The organism is Caballeronia terrestris (genome assembly GCF_001544515.1).
In the GTDB taxonomy this organism is placed as follows: domain Bacteria; phylum Pseudomonadota; class Gammaproteobacteria; order Burkholderiales; family Burkholderiaceae; genus Caballeronia; species Caballeronia terrestris.
Genome location: NZ_FCOL02000021.1, coordinates 24,871 through 39,624, shown reverse-complemented (window position 1 = coordinate 39,624; position 14,754 = coordinate 24,871). Strand labels below are relative to the sequence as shown.

General features: G+C 62.8%; 10 protein-coding genes and 1 tRNA gene. 4 read left to right on the top strand and 7 right to left on the bottom strand.

Annotation, left to right across the window (positions count from 1 at the left end; all coding sequences use genetic code 11):
• Positions 1 to 345 precede the first annotated feature (345 nt).
• Complete coding sequence (locus tag AWB67_RS18510) at positions 346 to 1,362, top strand: D-2-hydroxyacid dehydrogenase family protein (RefSeq protein ID WP_087657709.1); 1,017 nt, start codon at positions 346 to 348, stop codon at positions 1,360 to 1,362.
• Here the strand turns inward: AWB67_RS18510 and AWB67_RS18505 are convergent.
• The 3 genes from AWB67_RS18505 to AWB67_RS18495 are packed head-to-tail and all read right to left on the bottom strand — an operon-like array spanning position 1,359 to position 3,135.
• Positions 1,359 to 1,835 (bottom strand): OsmC family protein, encoded by a 477-nt coding sequence (locus tag AWB67_RS18505; protein WP_087657708.1) that lies wholly within the window; start codon positions 1,833 to 1,835, stop codon positions 1,359 to 1,361. The genes AWB67_RS18510 and AWB67_RS18505 overlap by 4 nt on opposite strands.
• A gap of 13 nt (positions 1,836 to 1,848) precedes the next feature.
• Positions 1,849 to 2,715: a patatin-like phospholipase family protein gene (locus tag AWB67_RS18500; protein WP_087657707.1), complete on the bottom strand. Its 867-nt coding sequence runs from the start codon at positions 2,713 to 2,715 to the stop codon at positions 1,849 to 1,851.
• A gap of 15 nt (positions 2,716 to 2,730) precedes the next feature.
• The gene (locus AWB67_RS18495) at positions 2,731 to 3,135 is read right to left on the bottom strand and encodes a PaaI family thioesterase (protein WP_087657706.1); all 405 of its coding nucleotides are present in this window, start codon (positions 3,133 to 3,135) and stop codon (positions 2,731 to 2,733) included.
• A gap of 201 nt (positions 3,136 to 3,336) precedes the next feature.
• Here AWB67_RS18495 and AWB67_RS18490 point away from each other — a divergent pair.
• Positions 3,337 to 3,412, top strand: a tRNA-Lys gene (locus AWB67_RS18490).
• An 87-nt stretch (positions 3,413 to 3,499) separates the two neighbouring features.
• On the opposite strand, the gene AWB67_RS18485 is transcribed toward AWB67_RS18490, so the two are convergent.
• Together AWB67_RS18485 and AWB67_RS18480 are read right to left on the bottom strand one after the other, a co-directional pair.
• Positions 3,500 to 6,061 (bottom strand): P-loop NTPase fold protein, encoded by a 2,562-nt coding sequence (locus AWB67_RS18485; protein WP_087657705.1) that lies wholly within the window; start codon positions 6,059 to 6,061, stop codon positions 3,500 to 3,502.
• 237 nt (positions 6,062 to 6,298) lie between these two features.
• Positions 6,299 to 8,374: a putative bifunctional diguanylate cyclase/phosphodiesterase gene (locus AWB67_RS18480; RefSeq protein WP_087657775.1), complete on the bottom strand. Its 2,076-nt coding sequence runs from the start codon at positions 8,372 to 8,374 to the stop codon at positions 6,299 to 6,301.
• Between the two features lie 161 nt (positions 8,375 to 8,535).
• Here AWB67_RS18480 and AWB67_RS18475 point away from each other — a divergent pair, with 161 nt between their 5' ends.
• Both AWB67_RS18475 and AWB67_RS18470 read left to right on the top strand, forming a co-directional pair.
• On the top strand, positions 8,536 to 9,471 hold the full coding sequence (locus AWB67_RS18475) for a 2-hydroxyacid dehydrogenase (RefSeq protein WP_087657704.1): 936 nt from the start codon (positions 8,536 to 8,538) through the stop codon (positions 9,469 to 9,471).
• A 378-nt stretch (positions 9,472 to 9,849) separates the two neighbouring features.
• Complete coding sequence (locus AWB67_RS18470; protein WP_087657774.1) at positions 9,850 to 11,214, top strand: MFS transporter; 1,365 nt, start codon at positions 9,850 to 9,852, stop codon at positions 11,212 to 11,214.
• A 283-nt stretch (positions 11,215 to 11,497) separates the two neighbouring features.
• Here the strand turns inward: AWB67_RS18470 and AWB67_RS18465 are convergent, their stop codons facing one another.
• Positions 11,498 to 13,261 carry a tetratricopeptide repeat-containing glycosyltransferase family protein gene (locus AWB67_RS18465; RefSeq protein WP_087657703.1) on the bottom strand — a complete coding sequence of 588 codons (1,764 nt, stop codon included), beginning with the start codon at positions 13,259 to 13,261 and terminating at the stop codon, positions 11,498 to 11,500.
• 104 nt (positions 13,262 to 13,365) lie between these two features.
• The gene (dbpA, locus tag AWB67_RS18460; RefSeq protein ID WP_087657702.1) at positions 13,366 to 14,748 is read right to left on the bottom strand and encodes an ATP-dependent RNA helicase DbpA; all 1,383 of its coding nucleotides are present in this window, start codon (positions 14,746 to 14,748) and stop codon (positions 13,366 to 13,368) included.
• Positions 14,749 to 14,754: the final 6 nt, after the last annotated feature.

Here is a 14,754-nt window from a genome sequence, read left to right as displayed (position 1 = left end):
GCATGACGTGATGAGCCGATCAGTCTGCCGGCCGCGGCCGTCTGGAATCGCGGCTTGCGTCGGCACGGAACAAACTGTTAAAAAGAGATACTAATTTGCCTTGTCTCCTCGCCAATAACCGGGTTTACCGGCATTTATCGCATTCGGATCTCTTTCGGTACGTCGTGCTTCGTTCCCAACAAGTGGAGTCCAAGCATACCATCCGAGTGCATGAATTTCCTTGACGCGGTGCAATAAGCGGAAAATCGCCGAATTTATCGGTAATTACCCGAAGTTAGCAAGCCCATTTTCTTCCATAGCGAAAAAGCAGCACGTTTGATGCCCAACAAAAGCCAATCGATATCCATGAAAATCGCCATCCTCGACGACTACCAGGACGCGGTCCGGAAGCTGGATTGCTTCCATCTGCTCGACGACCACGAGGTCAAAGTCTTCAATAACACGGTACGCGGTCTCGGACAGTTGGCTAGCAGACTGTCGGAAGTCGATGCGCTCGTTCTCATCCGCGAACGCACGCGGATCAGTTCGCAGCTGCTCGACAAACTGCCGCGTCTGCGCATGATCAGCCAGACGGGCAAGGCGGGCGGCGGGCATATCGATATCGACGCGTGTACCGAGCGCGGCATCGCCGTGCTGGAAGGCACCGGCTCGCCGATCGCGCCCGCCGAGCTGACCTGGGCGCTCATCATGGCGGCGCAGCGGCGCATTCCGCAGTACGTCGCGAACCTGAAACAGGGTGCGTGGCAGCAGTCGGGGCTTAAGACGTCCGCGCTGCCGCCGAACTTCGGGCTCGGCCAGGTGCTGCGCGGACAGACGCTCGGCATCTGGGGTTACGGGAAGATCGGTCGGCTGGTCGCGGGATACGGCAAGGCGTTCGGGATGAACGTGCTGGTCCACGGACGCGAGCATTCGCTGGAACTCGCGCGCGAGCATGGGTACGACGTGGCGGAGAGCCGCGAGGCACTGTTCGAACAAAGCGACGTGCTGACGCTGCATCTGCGCCTGCACGACGACACGCGCGGCATCGTCACGCAGCAAGACCTGCTGCGCATGAAGCCGACAGCGCTCTTCGTCAACACGAGCCGCGCCGAGTTGCTCGAGGAAAACGCGCTGCTGAACGCGCTGCATCACAACCGGCCGGGGATGGTTGCGATCGACGTGTATGAAAGCGAGCCGATCCTGCAAGGCTATGGGCTGTTGCGCATGGAAAACGTGATCTGCACGCCGCACATCGGCTATGTCGAGCACGAGAGCTACGAGCTGTATTTCAGCGCGGCGTTCAAAAATATCCTCGCCTTCGATGCCGGCGATACGTCGAGCGTGTCGAATCCGGATGCGCTCGTCGGCGGGCGGCGGCGCTAGAGAGTCGATACGTCGATAGAAGGCTCGCAGCGGACCGGGAAATTCACCGAGTTCGCGATGAAACAGAAGCGGTGCGCGTCCTCGTGCAGCCGCTTTGCCTTTTCAATATCGCCGCCCGCGCCGATCATCACGCGCGGGCGCAGCAGCACATCGGTGAAACGGCCGTCGCCTTTCACGCTTTCTTCCATCGTGCCGAGCGCGGCATCGACGTAATTCGTCACGACGATGCCGTTCGTTGCGCACAAGTGCAGATACCAGAGCATGTGGCACGACGACAGCGACGCCACGAACAGTTCCTCCGGATTGTGGCGCGTGGGATCGCCGCGAAAAGCCGGGTCACTCGATGCCTCGATCGCGACCTTGTTCGGCACGCGCACGAGGTGATCGCGCGAGTAGGCGTCGTAGCGCAACGTGCCCGAGCCCTGATCGCCCGTCCAGGCGATTTCCACTTCGTAGCGGTGATTTTTCGACACGATTCCTCCAGTTTCAGAAATGCGCCGCCGCGCTCGTCAGGTGCGGCACGCGCATGAGGAACTGCTCGCCGTCGATGCGTCCCAGGTCATAAGCATGCTGCATCTGCGACGGGCTGGTGTAGTCCCAGCTCGAAATCGGCACCTTGCGCGACGGCTGCACGTAGATGCGCTGCTGGCCGCCGTGCGGCACGACGAACGTCTGCGGCCGCGGATAGAGGCGCGTCACCATCACGAGCACGACGCCCGGCGCGGCATCGAGCGCGCCGACGGGCACGTTGTCGACCATGCCGCCATCGAGCACGGGCCGGCCGTTGCGGCGCAGGACCGGCGTGAACGGCGGCGTGCTCGACGATTGCAGGATCAGGTCGGCGAGGTCGGCGACTGTCGCGCATTCCTGCGCCGTCACGAATTCGGGATGGAAGCCGAGCGCCTGGCCGAGCGTCGGATGCAGCGTCTTGCGCACGTACTTTTCGATGTTGTACGCGATCAGCCCGGCCGCGACGGCACTACGCGCACCGAGCCAGCGCGGCAAATGCGAGACTCCGATGCGGATTTCCGGGGCTGATTGGAGCGTCGGGAATTGGTCGCTGAAGATGTCTAGCAGCGCCTGTCGATAGATGCGGTAGTGCGGAAACACCGATTGTCCGCGTAGCAGATTGCCCCAGTAGGCGTTCTTCTTGTTGTCGCGCAGCGCGTGCGAGTAGTAGTCCATGACCCACTGCGCGTTGTTCGTGTAGAGCATGCAGGCGGTGGCGGCGCCCGCCGAGATGCCCGTGATCACGCGCGGACGCAGGTTCAGCTCGGGCTGCACGATGTCCCAGAATCCGGCTTGCCACCAGCAGCGGTTGCCGCCGCCCGCGAATACGACTTGATCGAACATGGGTTTGGTTCTGCGTTAGCCGAGGAGCGTGTAGGTGGTGGTCGCGTGGGCGGCGAGCTCCCCTTCGGCGTCGCGCAATTCGATCTCGCCGAAGACGAGGTTGCGGCCGCGGCGCAGGACTTTTGCCGTCACGAGGACGTCGCCGGTTTTCACCGGGCGCATGAAGCTCGTGTTCAGGGAGACGGTGGTCATCGGCTTGAAGCCGCCGAGGACGTGCGAGATTGCGACGACCATCGCGGTATCGGCGGCGGCCATGAAGACCTGGCCGCAGACGACGCCGCCAGCGTGGCGCAGAGCTTCCGAGTATGGGAGGCGGAGGGTGACGGTGTCTTCGTCGGTGCGCTCGGGCGCGAGCGCCAGTTCGCGCACCCACGGCGCGAGGATGCTGTCCAGGAGCGCGCGGATTGCGGGTTCGTCCATTTTTTGCCTTTGGGTCTGCTCGCGGTGGCGCGAACGAGGGCTCGATAACTGCCGTAATGATAGCGAGTTGGACGTTTTTGAGATTGGGCCGCCGTGCTGTCAGGCTGGCGGCGCCGACGTTGGCAGCTTCTGTGAGATTTTTTGTCGGAAAGGACTTGCGCTCGCCAGAAAAACGTCGCTATAATTCGGATTCAGTTTTTGGGGGCGTTAGCTCAGTTGGTAGAGCAGCGGACTCTTAATCCGTAGGTCGAGTGTTCGAGTCACTCACGCCCCACCAAAGATACCAAGCAAAAAGCCCGGTCATTTGACCGGGCTTTTTGCTTTCTATTCGCCAATAGGCCCCGTGGTGCAGCTTTTCGCAGAATCAGGGCGGCCATGAGTCGTGAAAGACATTTAGCCTCGCTCTCGACGCGCTGTGATTGACGCTCATGGCCCTTCGCGCACTAGCCAGCATTTCGATCAGACCTCTTCCTGAAGCATCGCGAAACCGGGCTTCTTCCAACCCGTTCGTGAAGAATGTGCGTATCGCAGCGAGGTAGGAAAAATACGTCGACACCTCTTCGACCAACGAAACCAGCGCTTTAACATCCGGCTCGGGTGGTCCGGATTGACCGCGCCTTGGCCTGGGCTGAATCATCAGATCGGTGAGTTTGCCGGAGACTGCGTGAAGTTCGTCGGCGGTCACCGTGGAAGACGCAAGCGGATATAAAACCCCTAAAAACTCGCTTCGCATCGGTTCGACGCTCATTCGCTCCACTGCTGCAGTTACAGCCTGAATCTTCGCCTCGATATCCGATTTGACAAGTCGATGCGTAATCGATTCAAGGTCGTTGGCGGGTTGCGTCGAAACGAGTTCCGCGAGATCGCGACATGACCGGACGATTTCCCGCGCAAGTCCGCCGGAGATGCAATAACAGAGTGCTTGAAACTGCATCGGCATTCCGACCATGCGCTGGACAATGAGCCGGCGCGCGGTATCGAAATCCATGAAATCGACTGAAATGATGTCGTCAAAAGAACTGTCGAAGGCGTCCCTAAACGGGAGTCCGCGGCGTTCGAAATTACTCATCGCGTTTTGCGATACTGAGATCAGGTAATAGACGCCTTTCACGCCGAAAATCGCCTTGATCTCGTTCAGAAAGTTGTGTGCTTTTTCATCGGACTGAAGTTTATCCAGTTCGTCGATGCCGATGATTACCGTGTATTCGAGCGTCGCGACTTGAAGCAAGTCCAGCAGCCCGCTCACGATTTCGGGAAGCGTAAGCTGTAATTGCGCCAATGATCGTGCCTTGTTGACAGAGCCCTCAACGCCGCCCGGGATTTTCAACGCCCCGGCCCACCCCGACGAAAAACTCTGCTGAAACTTGATCTCAGTGAGCCATGCGACGGCTCGTCTGAGGAGCGGTGCAAGCTTTCGAGGGCGCTCGAGTTCTTGCGCCGTATCCGACAACCGTTGAACTTCCTTCAAGAAGCGAATCGGAAATAAAGCTGCGAATCTGGCGCTCGATTCGCGCTTGGTAGCGGCGCCTTCACTACGTCCCGGTTGCGCCTGTCCTTCCGCGCTCGGTTCCCGAATGATTCCCCTGAGTTGTTCCAGACGCTGAACGCGCGAGGTGAGGATTAGAGACAGAAAAAGGTTGATAAGGATGCATGCCAATGCTGAAACCAGAAGTTTTCCCGCAGTCATGCCGAACTCGGAAAACAGGCTGCTCAATGCACGTGCAGCCGGGACAATTGAATCGTTGCTCGAAGTTGCTGACGCGATTGCCGTGCTCGCAGCAGACGCGGGAGCCTGCGCCACATTGAGAGACGAAGCACTTTGCTTGAACGTAGCCTCATGGACAATCACATTCAACGAAGCCACACCAAGCGAGAGCCCTATTAAAACTATTCCGATGATATAGAGCGACATCGCGACGATCGGAAAATAGCGATAGACCGTCGAAGCCGGCGCGGAATCAATGTCCTGCAAATCTTTCCACGTTGTCCGGTCGTATTTTTCGTCCGAACGCTCCATGATGCGGTGGCAGAGCGTCGCGAAAAGATGAAGGATAAAGTCGCGTGCCTGATATTCGACTGGCGCGGAAGTCGATACCGTGAGGACTTTTTTTCCGTCGAGTTCCCGCATCGAATCGCTGCATACCGACGCAATCAAAGTCGATTTTCCCGCGCCGCGCGGACCCGCTATTCCGATGCTTCCGCCGCTCATCGCGCGTAGCAGGAACTGCAATTTTATTAGTGCAGCCGTTTGGACTTCGTCGCCTGGTATCAAGGACGCCGATAATGATGGGGGCACCGAAAAACTGATGGACGTTCCATATGACGGCGTGATCCAATGATCGATGACCGTTCTCGTCACTGGAAGCACGCCGTGTTCGAATAACGTCGATGCTATTTCGTCCTTCAACTGGGTCAACAACATCCTCGTGTTGGAAGGTGGCCCATTTTCACGCTGATCCTTTATGAAGCGTGTTCTGCCAGTTTCGAATTTGTCGTTTTGTATCGTGTAGACGCCGAATGCTGCAATGCAAAGGACCAGTATCGAGATAACAGAGACTACGCCTGTCTTGGTAACACCCAGTCCCTTGAAATATCCCAGGTAAATAGAACCAGCGATCAGTGCCACGATCACAACCGGAATTCCGATTCCGATCATCACCCCGGCCAGTTTCATTCCCGGCGACTCCACGGGAGCGCTCATCTCTATGCTTTGATATTCACTATCCAGCCGGAGTTCGAGACTATTAAATCTAGAAACCTCTGCTCCCGCGGATTTCCAGATGTGATCGGATTGCTGTTTGACCTCAGCTTTAAGCTTCGATACGTCTCTAGGCGAGGCGCCCTTGATCTCTTCGCTGATCTCTTTGCTTGCGAATGCCTTCGAGATCAATTGATCCAGATCGAATGCTTCGAGTGAAAGTGGCATGATTCGCGTTAGACCGGTTGGCCATCAAAGCGCCCGATGCGTTCTCGAATCGATAGCCTTTTTCGCGGCCCGAGCGCGACGGCCCGTAAAAGGTGAACGCGGTTCTACGTCGTATCGAAGGACCATTGCATGTTTTCAGGAGACATACAAGCCTCCGATCGGAGTGCAGCCGCGCGTTCAACGGCGTTCTCGACACCGTATTCGCCGTCCACGACATGCGCGCGGGTTTTGCACGGCCTAGCAAGGAGCGCAAGCACTCGTCACCCCCCATTCCACCTCCCCCGCCGGCATAGGCCTCCCCAACAAAAACCCCTGCAACGAATCACAACCCAGCGTGGTGAGCAAATCCCTCTGCGCCCCCGTCTCCACGCCCTCTGCAACAATATCCAGATTCATCGTCTGCCCAAGCGCAATAATCGCCGCCACGATCGCCGCATCCTCCGTCCCTTGCGCCAGATCATTGATAAACCCCCGATCGATCTTCAGCTCACTCGCCGGCAGTCGCTTCAGGTAAAGCAGACTTGAATACCCCGTCCCAAAATCATCGATCGAGATGCGCACCCCCAGCGCCCTCACGCGATGAAGAATATCGAGACTCGCATCGACATCGCGCATGGCCGTCGACTCCGTGATCTCCAGTGTCAGCGCCGCCCCCTCTATCCGATGCCGCGCCAGCGCCGCTTCCACCGCCGGCACCAGCCTGCTGCTGTTGAACTGCAGCGCCGAAATATTCACCGCCACGCTCAACGCCGCATGCCCCGCCGCGCGCCAGATTGCGACCTGCCGGCATGCCTCGTCGATGACCCATTCGCCGATCTGTACGATCAGTCCCGTGCGCTCAGCGAGCGGAATGAAGCGATCCGCCCCCAGCATCCCGCGCGTCGGGTGATTCCACCTCAGCAACGCCTCGACGCCGGTCACCGGCCCGCTCGGCGCCTGAAATTTCGGCTGGTAATACAGCATCAGTTGTCCGCGCTTCTGCGCCAGCCGCAAGTCCTGCAACAGCGCCAGATGATCCTCGCTGTTCGCATTCATCGATCCCTCGAAGAAGCACGCCTGATCGCGTCCGAGCGACTTCGCGTGATACATCGCGACGTCGGCGTTCTTCAGCAGCTCGTGCTCATCGACGCCATTGCCGGGATAAACCGCGATCCCGACGCTCACCGATACCCTTAAATCGTGCCCCGAAATCAGGAATGGCTCGCGGATCGCGACGACGAGCTTGTCGGCAATCGTCGCGGCGTCGCCCGGTTCGCGCACGTTCGCGACCAGCACGAACTCGTCGCCACCCACGCGCGCGCTCGTGTCCTGCGCGCGCACGCTCGCGCGGATGCGATCGGCCGCCTGCGTCAGCAGCATGTCGCCTACCTGATGGCCGAACGTGTCGTTGATCGTCTTGAAGCCGTCGAGATCGAGGAACATGACCGCGAAACGCGCCTTCTCAGCGTCGGCGTGATCGATGGCCTGCTTCAGACGATCTTCGAGCAGCAGCCGATTTGGCAGCTTCGTGAGGTTGTCGTGCAGGACGAGATAAGACAATTCCTGATTCGCCTCGGCGAGCGAGGTCGAAAGCGCGGCGGTCCGAATTTCGAGCCGCATGTCGAGCACCGAGGTGATCAGCGCGACGGCCAGCACCGCGATCGTCACGACGATGATCGGCAACGCCAGCGAATCGCTGCCGAGCCCGCGGCCCGCCGCGCTGCAGACCGAGCCGAGCGGAAACTCGGCGGCCGCCATGCCGGTGTAATGCATCGCGACGATCGCGACGCCCATCACCAGCGCCGCGCCCATCCGATAGCTGCGCACGCGCGCACTGTGTCGCCGCAACTGGAACGCGATCCAGAGCGCCGCGCCGCCCGCGACCACCGCGATCACCACCGACGCGCCCACGATCCTCAAGTCGTAGACGATGCCCGGCGTCATCTTCATCGCGGCCATGCCGGTGTAGTGCATCGCCGCGATGCCGCCGCCGAGCAACAACGCGCCCGCCGCGAGCCGCCTCAAGGGCAGTTCGGGCCGGCTGCCGAGCCAGAGCGCGAATGTCGAGCAGGCGATCGCGATCAGGAGCGACGCGGCCGTCAGCGCGACGTCGTAACCGAGGGCGATCGGCAGGTCGAACGCGAGCATGCCGATGAAATGCATCGACCAGACGCCGAGCCCGAGCGCCAGCGCGCCGCCGCCGAGCCACCAGCGCGCAGGAACCCGCCGCGCGGCGCTGATGCGGCCGACGAGGTCGAGCGCGGTATAGGACGCGAGCACCGCGACCAAAAAAGAAAACAGCACCAGTAGACTGTTGTAACTCCCGACCAGCATTTGTAGGCCCTCCAGAACCGCGCGCTTTTCGCCGAGCAAAAAGGCGCTCGCGTATTCGTTTATCGTCGCGATGCTTACGCTTCTGAAGGGCTGGACCGCTTTATTTGCATGATTTGCTGGATTTTCTTCACTGTCTGGTTAACGTCCAACACTTTTAAGCCATGCCCACGCCCACTCTTCTCGTTCTGATTCCCCTCACCAGCGAAAACCGTGCATTGATCGGCGCTTTTTTCGACATCGTCGATGCCTCCGATTCCGCATCTCGTGATGAAGCAATCGCCACGCACGGCGAACGCGTTCGCGCGGTGCTGACGAACGGCACGATCGGCATTTCCGCCACCGATATCGGCCGCCTGCCGAACCTCGAACTGATCGGCGCGCTCGGCGCGGGCTACGAGAACATCGCGCGCGACGCGGCGAAGGCGCGCGGCATCGTCGTGGTGAACGGCGCGGGCACGAACGACGATTGCGTCGCCGATCACGCCTTCGCGCTGCTGCTCGCGGCCGTGCGCGCGATTCCCAGTCTCGATGAAGCGTGCCGCTCGGGCCGCTGGCGCGACGATTTGCCGATGCAGCCGAACTTTTCGGGCAAGCGGCTGGGTGTCGTGGGGCTGGGGACCATCGGGCGCAAGGTGGCGCGGCGCGCGCTCGGCTTCGATCTCGAAATCGGCTATCACAACCGGCGCGCGCAGCCGGAAACGCCCTACGCGTACTTCGATTCGCTGATGGCGCTCGCGGGCTGGGCCGACTATCTCGTCGTCACGACGCCGGGCGGCGCGGCGACGAATCATCTGATCGGCGCGGACGTGCTCGAAGCGCTCGGGCCGCGTGGGTATCTGGTGAACGTGTCGCGGGGGAGTGTCGTCGATACGGCCGCGCTCGCCGATGCCCTCGCGCACGGGGCAATCGCGGGCGCGGGGCTCGATGTGTACGAGGGCGAGCCCGCGCCGCCCGCGCTGTTGATCGGCTCGGAGCGCGTCGTGCTGACGCCGCACGTCGGTGGGCGGTCGCCGGAGGCGCTGGCGGCATCGGCGGCGCTTTTTGTCGAGAACGCGACGCGGCTTTTTGCAGGGCAGGCGGTGTTGACGCCGGTTTGATATCGAGTCGAAAGTCAATTCGATACGAGTTCGCCAACGGATGGTGGCCAAAAGAAAGAGGGTTTGATGCCGTTTGGTGTCGGGCCGCAGGTCGACGTCGGTTGCACGAGCTAGTGCTCGCTGGTAGACCAGTCGGCGGCTTGGCGGCTTCGATTCGTGGCCGTTTGGCCGTTTGGCGCAGAATCGACGCCATTTGGTCACGATTGCCCCCGATCCGACAACCATTTGAAAGCCTGCGCAGCCTGCCCCTGCGCGATTTCGCGTGTTCCCGTATCGTGACGGACTCAATAGCCGCTTAACGTCAGCCCAGCCCTCACGACCGTGTCCACCGAGAAAAACAACGCCTTCAAGACCCCGCCGCGCGATCCCGACGCGCCGATGACGCCCCTTGAGCGCCGCGGCATGGCGGCGATCCTGCTCGCCGTCGCGCTCGCGACGCTCGACACCGCCATCGCCAACACGGCGCTCCCCGCGATCGGCGCCGATCTGCACGCGACGCCCGCCGCGTCGGTCTGGATCATCAACGCCTATCAGCTCGCGATGGTCGCGACGCTCCTGCCTTTCGCTGCGCTCGGCGGGATCGTCGGGCAGCGGCGCATCTACATCGGCGGGCTGGTGGTGTTCACTGTGGCGTCGGCGGTGTGCGCGCTGTCGTGGTCGCTGCCGACGCTCGTCGCCGCGCGCCTGCTGCAGGGGCTCGGCGCGAGCGCGATCATGAGCGTCAACACGGCGCTGATCAGCGCGATCTTTCCGCCGCATCGGCTGGGGCGCGGCGTGGGGTTGAATGCGCTTGTCGTCGGCGTGGCGTTCGCGGTCGGGCCGACGGTCGCATCGATCGTGCTGTCGCTCGGGACGTGGCCGTGGCTGTTCGCGGTGAATCTTCCGGTCGGGGCGCTTGCGCTTTTCATCGCGTGGCCCGCGCTCCCGCAGACGCCGAAGAGCACGCACGGCTTCGATCGCGTCGCGGCGGCGCTGAACGTCGTCACGTTCGCGACGCTGATTTTCGCGCTCGGCGAGGCGGCGCAGCGCTCGCCGTCGCACGTCGTGCTGACGGCGCTGGCGATTGCGTTCGTCGCGGGCGTCTTGCTGTTGCGGCGCGAGCGCGGTCATCCGGCGCCGATGCTCCCTGTCGATCTCTTCAAGCGCCCGATGTTCGCCCTCTCGACGATGACCGCCGTCTGCTCGTTCGCCGCGCAGGGGCTGGCATTCGTGTCGCTGCCGTTCTATTTCGAGGGCGTGCTCGGGCGCACGCAGGTGGAGACGGGCTTTCTGATGACGCCGTGGTCGGTGCTCGTTGCGTTGATGGCGCCGATCGCCGGGCGTCTCTCCGACCGTTATCCGCCGGGGTTGTTGGGCGGCGTCGGGCTCGCGATCATGTGCGGCGGCATGATTTCCCTTGCGATGCTTCCCGCTGATCCGCATGCGTTCGAAATCTGCATCCGGATGGCGATCTGCGGCGCGGGGTTCGGGTTTTTCCAGTCGCCGAATCTGAAGGCGTTCATGGCGAGCGCGCCGCGCGAACGCAGCAGCGGCGCGAGCGGCGTCGTGGCGACGGCGCGCCTGCTCGGCCAGGCGACGGGCGCGGCGCTCGTCGCGTTGTGCTTCGGGATCGCGGGGAAACACGGGCCGGCGCTCGCGTTGTCGCTCGGGGCGGCGTTCGCGGGCGCGGCGAGTATCGCGAGCGGGTTGCGGTTGATTACGCGGGATGTGGGGGCGCCGGCTGGGCAGACGGCGAAGGAGTGAGGGAGGCGGGCGGCGGTGTGGCGTTCGTTGACGCCCGGCGGAACGCCAGCGCCATTGCGGCGCCGCTGGATGCCGGGCGCAAACGTCTGCGGTTCGAGGCCATTGACGTCAAGCCCGACAACAGCGCGCTTCAAACGCCGTCGCACGCCAAACCGGTGTCAGCGCCGTTGAGGCGCCGCTGACACCAAGCCGAATGTCAGTGCGGATCGGGCGCCATTGAAACCAACCCAAAAACCAACGCGCTTCAAACTCCGTTGCACGCCAAACCGGGTGTCAGTGCGGTTCAAGCACCGCTGGAAGCCGACCCGAACATCAACGCCGTCCGCACCGCCTCCGTCACGTTTGTCCAATCCCCGAGCGTCGTCTGCTTGAAAAGGCGCATGGTCGGATACCACGGGCTGTCGTCGCGATCGAGCATCCAGCGCCAGTCGTAATTCGCCGGCAGCATCACCCACACCGGCTTGCCGAGCGCGCCCGCCAGATGCGCAACCGACGTATCCACCGTAATCACCAGATCGAGCTGATCGATGAGCGCAGCGGTATCGGCGAAATCTTGAATCTGCTCGGTCAGGTCGCGCAGGTCCAGCGCCGCGCCTTCCAGTTGCGCGCGCGCCGGCCCCTTCTGCAGCGAAAACCATGCGATGCCAGGCGCATCCGCGAGCGGGGCCAGCGCGGCGAGCGGCATCGAGCGGAAACGATCGTTGGCGAACGTCGGACTGCCCGCCCACACGATCCCCACGCGCCGCTGCCCGCCAGCCAGATCGGCGACGCGCTGCGGCCAGTCGCCGATCCGCACGCCGCCCACGCGCAGATACGGCACGTCGGCCGGCACGCCCCGCTCGACGCCCGCGACGTGATGCGGCACGCTCATCATCGGCGTCCAGAAGTCGTAGCCCTCCCGCGGCTTTTCGAGCAGCACGCGCCGCACGCCGCGCACGCCGCCGGCCAGTTCCGCAATATTCGACGGCACCAGCACGTCGACGGCCGCGCCCATCCGTTCAAGCACGGCCGCGTAACGCACGAACTGCAACTGATCGCCGTGTCCCTGTTCGCCGACGAGCAGCAGCGTGCGCCCCGCGAGCGGCTCGCCGGCCCATTCGGCGACGCCGGGAACCTCGATCGGCGTGTACTTGCTCGCGCGCCAGCGCGTTTCGTAGAGCGTCCAGCCCTGCTCGAATTCGCCGCGCCGCAGATTCAGCAGCGCGAGGTTGTGCTGCGCGTCGGCGTGATTGACGTCGAGCGTGAGCGCGTGCCGATAGTGCGGCTCCTCCTCGCTGAAGCGCCCTTGCGCGCCGATCGACGCGCCGACGCACACGTGAATCTGCGGATCGTCGCGCAGTTTCAGCGCGTGGCGATACTGCGCCTCGGCTTCGACGAAACGTCCGCGCAAGCCGAGCGTCGTGCCGAGATTCACGCGAGATTCGAAGTGCGCGGGCGCCAGTTCGACGGCGCGTTGCAGGCTGCGGATCGCGTCATCGAGGCGACCGAGTTCGCGCAGCGCGTTGCCTTCGCCGAAATGCGCGGTGGAATTTTGGCGATCGTAGCGGAGCGCGTCGCGATAGGCGCCAAGCGCGTCTTCGTGACGCTTCACTGTAGAGAAAACCGAGCCGAGGTTCATGTACGCATCGACGAAATCGGACTGCTGCGCGATCGCTTTTTGATAGGCGTCGACGGCCTCATGATCGCGGCCGATCTTTTGCAGCGCGACGCCGAGATTGTTGTACGCGTTCGCAAACGACGGATCGATGGCGAGCGCCCGCCGCTGGCACGTGACGGCGAATTCCGCATCGCCGAGCGCGGCGGCGGCGAGCCCGCGATTGCTCCAGCACGCCGCGTATTCCGGCGACAGCACGAGCGCGCGATCGAGAAACGGCGCCGCCCCGCTCGATTCCCCACGCTGATGCAGCAGCACGCCGAGGTAATGCAGCGCCTCGACGTGAGCGGGATTGTCTTCGATGATGCTGCGGTAGCCCGCCTCGGCGGCGGTCAGGCGCCCGGCCTGGTGGTGGTCGAGCGCGAGGTAGAGCGGCGTGAGCGTGTCGGGCATGGGAATCGATCGGCGGATTGGAACCGGTCGATGCTAGTGGAGACGCCCTCGGCAAACTATCGGAATCGTCCGATCAACGGGGCGATGTTCTTGCACTAGGCGTTTCAGATGCGCCGCACTTTCACCTTCTTGCCTTTCACCTTGCCGGCGCCGAGCTTGCGCACGGCGTCATCGGCGATACCGCGTTCTACGGCTACGTAGGTAAACATGTCAGTCACGTTGATCTTGCCGATCTGCGCGCCCGTGAAGCCCGCTTCGCCCGTCAGCGCGCCGAGCACGTCGCCGGGACGGATCTTCTCCTTGCGGCCGCCGAGGATCTGCAGCGTCGCCATCGGCGGCTTCAGGTGTCCGGGCGTCGCCGACGTCAGTTCGCCGAGCGGATGCCATTCCACTTCCTTGCCCTGCGCCTGCTCGATGCTGCCGACGCGCCCCATCTCGTCCATGCTCGCGAGCGTGAGCGCCCAGCCTTCCTCGTCGGCGCGACCCGTGCGGCCAATGCGGTGCACATGAATCTCTGGATCGGGCGTTACGTCGACGTTGATCACCGCCTCCAGTTGCGTGATGTCGAGGCCGCGCGCGGCGACGTCGGTCGCGACGAGCACCGAGCAGCTGCGGTTCGCGAACTGCACGAGCACCTGGTCGCGTTCGCGCTGCTCCAGTTCGCCGTGCAGCGCGAGCGCCTCGAAGCCCTGCGCGCGGAGCACGTCGAGCAGGTCGCGGCACTGTTGCTTCGTGTTGCAGAACGCGAGCGTGCTGACCGGCCGATAGTGATCGAGCAACAGACCGACGGCATGCAGGCGCTCGTTGTCATCGACTTCGTAGAAGCGCTGCTTGATCTTCGAATTCGTGTGCTGTTCGGTGAGCTTGATCTCCTTCGGCTTGCGCAAGAACTGCTGGCTCAGTTTCGCGATGCCTTCCGGATACGTCGCCGAAAAAAGCAGCGTCTGGCGTTCCTTCGGACATTGGCGCGCCACCGATGCGATGTCGTCGAAAAAGCCCATGTCGAGCATGCGATCGGCTTCATCGAGGACGAGCGTAGAGAGCGCGTCGAGCGTCAGCGTGCCGCGTTCGAGGTGATCCATGATGCGGCCCGGCGTGCCGACCGCGATGTGTGCGCCGTGCTCCAGACTCGCGATCTGCGGACGCATCGGCGTGCCGCCGCAGAGCGTCAGGATCTTGATGTTGTCCTCCGCGCGCGCGAGGCGGCGGATTTCCTGCGTGACCTGATCGGCGAGTTCGCGCGTCGGGCAGAGCACGAGCGCCTGCACGGAGAAGAGGCGCGGATCGAGCTTCGCAAGCAGCGGCAGCGCGAAGGCGGCGGTCTTGCCGCTGCCGGTTTTTGCCTGCGCGATGAGGTCGTGCCCGTCGAGCGCGACCGGCAGGCTCGCGGCCTGGATCGGCGTCATCGTGAGATAGCCGAGTTGCTGCAGGTTTGCCTGCATCGCAGGCGTGAGCGGCAGGCTGCTGAAGGAGGTGTCGGTGGTCATGGCGTG

Coding starts and splice junctions, on each gene's coding strand:
- AWB67_RS18510 (WP_087657709.1), top strand. CDS start 346: ATGAAAATCGCCATCCTCGACGACTACCAGGACGCGGTCCGGAAGCTG.
- AWB67_RS18500 (WP_087657707.1), bottom strand. CDS start 2,715: ATGTTCGATCAAGTCGTATTCGCGGGCGGCGGCAACCGCTGCTGGTGG.
- AWB67_RS18495 (WP_087657706.1), bottom strand. CDS start 3,135: ATGGACGAACCCGCAATCCGCGCGCTCCTGGACAGCATCCTCGCGCCG.
- AWB67_RS18485 (WP_087657705.1), bottom strand. CDS start 6,061: ATGCCACTTTCACTCGAAGCATTCGATCTGGATCAATTGATCTCGAAG.
- AWB67_RS18480 (WP_087657775.1), bottom strand. CDS start 8,374: ATGCTGGTCGGGAGTTACAACAGTCTACTGGTGCTGTTTTCTTTTTTG.
- AWB67_RS18475 (WP_087657704.1), top strand. CDS start 8,536: ATGCCCACGCCCACTCTTCTCGTTCTGATTCCCCTCACCAGCGAAAAC.
- AWB67_RS18470 (WP_087657774.1), top strand. CDS start 9,850: ATGACGCCCCTTGAGCGCCGCGGCATGGCGGCGATCCTGCTCGCCGTC.
- AWB67_RS18465 (WP_087657703.1), bottom strand. CDS start 13,261: ATGCCCGACACGCTCACGCCGCTCTACCTCGCGCTCGACCACCACCAG.
- dbpA (WP_087657702.1), bottom strand. CDS start 14,748: ATGACCACCGACACCTCCTTCAGCAGCCTGCCGCTCACGCCTGCGATG.